Here is a 1,090-nt window from a genome sequence, read left to right as displayed (position 1 = left end):
AGGCTTATAGAGATAGGCTTTCAGCGTCGGATCCAGCGGCAGATCCTGCACCGATTCTGACAACGGTTGTCCGGTATTTTTCCGGTGTTTAACCAGGCGCGAGCGGATAGCGGAACGGGCGCAGGACTGAAGTGATTGGGGCTGAAAACTAACCGGCTCATCATCCGAGTCAATGTTGTCAAATCTGCCAGTCGCTGCCAGCAGGTCGTCCATTTTGTCAATTCTGCCCATGGCCACACCCAGCGGTGTACTCCCATGCCTATCTCGCGCCTTATAGTTGGCACCCTCAGCCACCAATAATTGGACTTTCTTGCCCGAAGCACTTAATGCTGCTTCATGCAACGGGGTATATCGTGTAATTTTTTGCCTGGCTTCAAGATTGGCCCCCTCGGACAGAAGCACCTCCATATACCGCAAGTCGTGACGCATATCGCCAGCCGCAAGATGCAATGGTGTCCGTTGAAATTCATCAGCAGCCTCAATATTGGCACCTGCGAACAGAAGCGCCTTGGCCGCCTCAAATTTGCCATAAATAATAATCGCACAAATTAGTGGTGTTGCTTTATCATTATCCTTGGCCTCAATGTCGGCACCCCAGGCCAGCAGCTCGTTCACAATCTCACTGCTCCTGGCCTTATGCAACGGAGTCCGGCCTAAATCATCCCGGGCATTAACGCAGGCACCTGCGGCCAAAAGTACCTTTAACTCCTCCAGACTGTCTTGATGACAAGCCGAAAACAGTGGAGTTTCTCCGGTATGATCCCTGGCCTCAATATCGGCTCCCCAAGCCAGAAGTTCTTTCACAACCTCCTGGCTATGGGCAAAATGCAACGGAGTTCGACCAAGACGATTGCGGGCATTAACGCTGGCACCTGCGACCAGAAGTGCCTTTACAGCCCCAAAGCTGCCTGGATTAGAAACCACAGACATCAGCCGAGTTCCGTTACACCTCCTCTTGGCCTCAATATCAGCACCCCTGTCCAGCAGCGCTTCCACTGTCTCTTTGCTACGAGCCTTATGCAGCGGAGTTTCACCAACATCATCGCGGGCATCAATATTGGCACCTGCATCCAGAAGAACGTTGACAACG

General features: G+C 52.4%; 1 protein-coding gene. It reads right to left on the bottom strand.

What is annotated here, in order from left to right; translation table 11 throughout:
- The coding region (locus tag ACO6V1_RS24155; RefSeq protein WP_422469174.1) for an ankyrin repeat domain-containing protein at window positions 1–1,090 on the bottom strand (1,090 nt) is incomplete at both ends.

It is taken from the genome of Endozoicomonas sp. ALC013 (genome assembly GCF_049310205.1).
Lineage (GTDB): Bacteria > Pseudomonadota > Gammaproteobacteria > Pseudomonadales > Endozoicomonadaceae > Endozoicomonas.
This window is presented reverse-complemented; position numbering and strand designations above follow the sequence as displayed.